A 5,416-nucleotide genomic window follows, 5' to 3' on the forward strand; every position below is an offset into this window, starting at 1 on the left:
GTGAGCTCACGTAAAAAATCCTCACCACCAAGTTGCGCCAGGGTGTTACTGAATGTCATGCTGTTGTCAGCCATCGGTTGACTCCTTTTAAGATAGTCGTCTGATTAACCATTACCTTACCGGATAAGCCGATGGCTCTCACCATCCTGCCGAATTTACACCACGTCCTAAGACTCTACCCATTGAGCGCGGCCGCAGCATTCAGCGGAAACGCCATGAGAGTTGTAGCCCGCAACGCCACGCCAAGCGCCCGGATATACTCACTCGGAGCAGCGATGTAACCAATCCTGAGTCCTGGGCCAACAAGCCTGGACAACCCGGTGACGTACACGGTACGCTCCGGAGCAAGCTCCGCGAGTGATGGTAACGACTCCTCCTGCATCCAACCATAGACGTCATCCTCGACAATGACCACACTATATTTACGGCATATACTCACAATCTCACGACGCCGTACTTCACTCATTGTCGCAGTCGTGGGATTGTGAAGCGTTGGGCAGCAGAAGAGAACTTTAGATCCGGATCGCTGTATAGCAGTCTCAAGTGCATCCGGAAGTAATCCTTGCTCATCCATACGAACACCGATAATAGGGCGTCCCATCATGGCCGCGCTTGATTTCAAGCCGTAGTAGGTCAATTCCTCGGTAAGAATAATATCTCCAGGCCGCGTAAGTGCGCCTAATGCCAACTGTAGTGGTATTATTAACAGCAAAAGGATATCGCTTTGAGAGATTTTAACTGACATAGGTCTTTTACATTTTTCTGGCAGCCAGCAGATCGTGACTGCCAGAGGGCGAATTATTAATCTTTCAGCGTGCTTTGTTTCTCTGCCGTTACGTCAGTTGCTTCTTGTGTGCATATAGCATTGATATGAGGATTATTAATAAACGTTGCCGGGGTCTGGCGATGTCGGTTGATCGTCAGGTTAAACACATCAAAGCGATTATAATAGCCAACAACATCATGCAACTGCTTGACTTCAATGATCCTGCGGAGTTCGAAGGTGGCGTAAGCAATCCCTTCTTTATCCTGTAGCATATCCCCAATCTGACTACCGGTTGGGTCAACAAACAAGGTGGCGGCCTGCGGTGTGTGCTCAATAACATCGCTGACTGAACTGTCCCACTCAATTAGCATGTTTTTCATGTCGTCTCCCATTAATGAGGCACTGATAATGCCAAAACATTTGGCCTCAAAGGAGTGAGCACCGGCACGAATACGGTTTGCTGCAAGGTTATCGAAATTGCCACCAGCGGAAGGCCGTTTAGTGGGCCATATTGACGGCCACTGTGAAATATGAATTTGCTCCCCTTGCGCCATTAATGCGTAGCGTGCCAGCGGATTAGTGTTTTCACCGCAGATTAAACCGCCAATACGTCCAATAGGTGTGTCGACAACATTGATGCCAGCACCATCACCGGGTGCCCATACCATTTTTTCATAAAAGGTGGGCACCAGTTTACGATGATGATTCAGTAACTCACCGGTGTCGCTAATCAGGACACTCGAATTCCACAGGCAGCCCACACTGTATTCGCTGCGTTCACTGAATCCCATGCAAATAAAAATGCCATTTGTGGCGGCGGCCGCTTTGAGTGCTGCGATTTCAGGGCCACTGATGAGCAGACTGTTTTCAGCCATCATCTCAAACCAGTGATGATTATGGATGGGGGCCCACAATGCGGCCCATACGGGAAACCCGGGAATAAAGGATTCGGGAAACACCACCAGATCGGCCCCGTTTTCTTTTGCCTGCTGAATAAAGATGAGTGCTTTTCCCAGTGTTGCCTGCGCATTCATAAATACCGGTGCAGCGTGCACTGCGGCTACTTTTACTTGTGGTAATAACATAATGCTGTTCCTGTTGACGTCTCTTAGTGTGGATAGTATTAGCGCTATTATTGAATGCGGGAGCCGAATTCACGGCGGATCGCCAGCTCGGGCCAGAGCCGTAATGCACGTTCATCTTTGAATAACAGCGAGAACACGATCACCAGTAAAAAGCCCACCGGGATGGAAATGATCCCAGGGTTGTTCAGCGTAATCAGCGGGGCTTTCAGTCCGACCAAGCTGGTGGCATCAGGCGGGATGGCATCAATCTGATCCTGCAATTCCGCTTTTTGCTTATCGAGTATCGGCGATGGTTGCGGATTACTCATGGTCAGCACCTGCAATTGGGTTTGTAGTTGAGCTTTTTGTTGTAGTGGGTAAGACATACCTGGAGAAACCAGCACCATCGCGATGGACAGCACCGTGCCGCCAATAATCCCGGCCAGTACCCCGGCCGTATTACAACGGTGCCAGTAAAGCGACATCACCAGGGCGGGGAGATTCGCGGAGGCCGCAACGGCATAGCCTAATCCAACCAGATAAGCGACGTTCTGGCCCTTTGCAGCGATCCCGGCAAGCACGGCAATCATAGCCATCAGCAGGGTGGCGACGCGGGCGGCCACCACCTGTTGCCGTTCAGAGGCGATACCATTCCTAATGGCCCCGACATAGACATCATGTGCCATGGCGGACGCGGCGGCGAGCGTTAATCCGGCAACGACGGCAACGATCGTGGCAAAAGAGATGGCGGCGACCAGCGCCAGCAGGAAATTCCCGCCAAAGCTGGTGGCACCCCCACCAAGAAATTGTGCCAGTAACGGTGCGGCCAGATTGCCGCCCTTATCTGCTGCCTTAACCACATCGCCGCCAATATAATGTGCGCAGGCAAAGCCAATAAAGATGATCAGCAGATGACATCCGCCAATAAATAACATGCCCCACAGCACTGATTTTCTGGCGGCGGTGGCAGTACGCACGGCAAAAAAACGCATCAGTACGTGGGGCATGGCGGCAGTTCCTAATAACAGCGCCAGCCCCAGAGAAACTTGCTCCAGCGGGTTTTTCAGATATAAACCGGCCTCAAGGAAGCGCTGACTGGCTGCCTGAGGCGTCATAACCGGATCATTAACCAGTTTCATCACATAGTGTTGCAGGGTTGGGTTATCGATCAATGCGTTAAATAAGCCGAACGGGTTCATACCGAAAGGCAGCCATGAAAGGATCACCAGAATCAGACAACAGGAAATCAGCAGTACCGCCTTGGTGACCTGTACCACCGTTGTTGCACGCATGCCACCAAATGCGACGTAAATTAACATCAGTGCGCCCACGGCGCAGACGGAGATCTCGTAAGGGATGCCAATTAATGCCCTGACAATAACCGCCCCCCCGACAATCTGGGGAACCATATAAAACAGTGCGACAATCACACTTGAAATAGCGGCAGCAATTTTGGTCTGGCGAAAGGCGGTGCGCCAGGCAAGCACATCACCAAGGGTATATTTCCCCAAATTACGGCAGGGTTCCGCAACCAGTAACAGCACGGGAATAAACGCGACAAAGAAACCAATCACATAATTGACGCCATCAAACCCATATAATGCGATTAATCCCGACACACCAAGAAACGCGGCTGCTGATAAATAATCACCGGCAATCGCCAGACCGTTCTGTAATGGTCCGATGCCCCCGCCTGCCGTGTAGAAATCCCCTGCCGAATGGTTCTTTTTTGAGGCAAACCAGGTTATCCCTAACGAGGCGATAAACAACACGGCAAAAATGATGAAGGTAATGCCTTTGTGACCTTCACTGACGACAGCATTCCCTGATGCGGCATAACTATAAGATGAGGATGCGGCCACAAGGGTGGCAGCAATGCGGATAGGTGTAATCATTATTTTTTTGCCCCTGATAAAGATTGAGGATCTAATTGATTGTCAAAATACTTCATCTTGCTGGCATAGCACCAGGCGATCATGCCGCCAATCGGGTATTGCAATATGGCCCATAACAAACCGACATTGAATGCACCGCCAATTTTATACGCCATAACGTTGGGGAAGCAGTTGTTGAGAAAAGGAATTGAAAAGAAAAAAAACAGACTCAAAACAAGCAATGAAAATATTATTTTTTGTTTTTTACGCGTTTTTCCTCTAAAGGCATCCTGCGTATAGCAGGCATAAAAGTCCGTTATCACCTGTTTTTTTTCTGTTGACATGACGTTTCCCCCTGTTGTTTTTACTCACGCTAACAAAGCATGTATAGCGGGGAAAGATGTGATTTCGCATTAACCTTTGCATTTTTGCAAAAGGGGGCACGCACGAAAATAGTGCGTTAGCCTGTGCCTGGCAGATAATCTATTACCGTAATTATCCCGACACTAATTAATAGAGTGGGAATATAAGAGGTTATGGGAAAAGGGTCGCGTAATAAACCCATTGCACGTGTACTGTCATGGTGCAGTGCCGCACGTGTATACAGCCCTAACTGATACGAATACCTGGCGGTGCCGGAAAATCCCGGAGAAAAATATCACGTAAAAACGCAATGACTACTTTCATTTTGGGTAAATAGCGTAATTCCCGGTGAACGGAGAGCCATACCGTACGGCTTACTACAATTTCATTCAGCGGGATCCGGGTAAGCCCATATTTTTCTGCATGCATAAACTCCGGTAGCATAACAATACCCCCCCCCGCGATCGCGGCGAACATTTGTGCCACCATACTGGTTGAACTGAAAATGACCGTCGGCTTTTCAATATATTCGTTAAGCCAGCGCACCGTATCCAGTTCAATAAGGTCCTCGATATAACTAACAAACGTATGTTTTTCCAGAATTGACACCGTAGCTGGCACGCCTTGCTTATGCAGATAATCGGGGGAGGCATAAAGATAGAGCGAGAATTTGCCTACGGGCAGAATATCTAACCCTTTTCCTTCATAAGGATAAAAACTTAAAAAAAGATCTGCTTCACGTCGATTTACATGAACCTGCTGTGAGGAGGTGATTAATTCAAGATGTATTTGTGGGTATTTTTGGTGAAACGCAATGAACTGCCCCGATAAGTAAAAGGAGGCAATACCCTCCATTGTTGCAATACGCACCTCGCCAGCAGGGTGCTGCCCGTGTCCACTATGTTTGGAATCCAGCATCGCCAGTGAATTTGCCTCCATGGCTTCAACATGGCTGAGTAATTCTTTTCCTGTCAAGGTCATTTTGAGACCCGCAGGATTACGTTCAAACACCGGTGTTGACAGAAACCGTTCCAGACTGGCGATATGGCGACTGACGGTTGAAACATCCATTTTTAACTGCCTGGCCGCACCGGAAAAGCTGCCAGTGCGGTAGACTTCAAGAAAAATACGTAAATCGTTCCAGTTCGGTGAGGATGATATCATCGTATTGATTCTTTGCTCATTGATGTAATATTCATGTCATAACATACCTGATGATGGGTATCCATTGCGATTTTTATCATTGTTCACAAGCTAAATAGCTGCGCCGAATACCGCTACACTTTTGCCAGCCCATGTTTACCTCCGGGGAATGGGCTGGCCGTTTCCATAAAGTGACGAACTTTTTT

6 protein-coding genes are annotated in these 5,416 nt (G+C 48.7%); all 6 read right to left on the reverse strand.

Going from position 1 to position 5,416, the window contains the following annotated elements:
* Window positions 1-175 precede the first annotated feature (175 nt).
* Entirely contained in the window at window positions 176-745 is a 570-nt protein-coding gene (locus ACI2JR_RS27900; RefSeq protein WP_462480064.1) for an aminotransferase class I/II-fold pyridoxal phosphate-dependent enzyme, read from the reverse strand.
* A 56-nt stretch (window positions 746-801) separates the two neighbouring features.
* Window positions 802-1,851: a carbon-nitrogen hydrolase family protein gene (locus tag ACI2JR_RS27905; RefSeq protein ID WP_462480065.1), complete on the reverse strand. Its 1,050-nt coding sequence runs from the start codon at window positions 1,849-1,851 to the stop codon at window positions 802-804.
* Between the two features lie 47 nt (window positions 1,852-1,898).
* The gene (locus ACI2JR_RS27910; RefSeq protein ID WP_462480066.1) at window positions 1,899-3,725 is read right to left on the reverse strand and encodes a cation acetate symporter; all 1,827 of its coding nucleotides are present in this window, start codon (window positions 3,723-3,725) and stop codon (window positions 1,899-1,901) included.
* Window positions 3,725-4,048 carry a DUF485 domain-containing protein gene (locus ACI2JR_RS27915; protein WP_462480067.1) on the reverse strand — a complete coding sequence of 108 codons (324 nt, stop codon included), beginning with the start codon at window positions 4,046-4,048 and terminating at the stop codon, window positions 3,725-3,727. The genes ACI2JR_RS27910 and ACI2JR_RS27915 overlap by 1 nt, the downstream gene beginning before the upstream one ends.
* Window positions 4,049-4,313: 265 nt before the next feature.
* Window positions 4,314-5,231 (reverse strand): LysR family transcriptional regulator, encoded by a 918-nt coding sequence (locus tag ACI2JR_RS27920; protein ID WP_462480068.1) that lies wholly within the window; start codon window positions 5,229-5,231, stop codon window positions 4,314-4,316.
* A gap of 113 nt (window positions 5,232-5,344) precedes the next feature.
* Window positions 5,345-5,416 (reverse strand): hypothetical protein (locus ACI2JR_RS27925; RefSeq protein ID WP_462480069.1); only part of this gene is annotated, 72 nt, incomplete at its 5' end.

It is taken from the genome of Klebsiella sp. NPDC088457, assembly GCF_044900465.1.
Taxonomy (GTDB): domain Bacteria; phylum Pseudomonadota; class Gammaproteobacteria; order Enterobacterales; family Enterobacteriaceae; genus Klebsiella.

What these genes read in the sequence shown, in the direction of transcription:
- ACI2JR_RS27900 (WP_462480064.1), bottom strand. Translation starts at nt 745, where the DNA reads ATGTCAGTTAAAATCTCTCAAAGCGATATCCTTTTGCTGTTAATAATA.
- ACI2JR_RS27905 (WP_462480065.1), bottom strand. Translation starts at nt 1,851, where the DNA reads ATGTTATTACCACAAGTAAAAGTAGCCGCAGTGCACGCTGCACCGGTA.
- ACI2JR_RS27910 (WP_462480066.1), bottom strand. Translation starts at nt 3,725, where the DNA reads ATGATTACACCTATCCGCATTGCTGCCACCCTTGTGGCCGCATCCTCA.
- ACI2JR_RS27915 (WP_462480067.1), bottom strand. Translation starts at nt 4,048, where the DNA reads ATGTCAACAGAAAAAAAACAGGTGATAACGGACTTTTATGCCTGCTAT.
- ACI2JR_RS27920 (WP_462480068.1), bottom strand. Translation starts at nt 5,231, where the DNA reads ATGATATCATCCTCACCGAACTGGAACGATTTACGTATTTTTCTTGAA.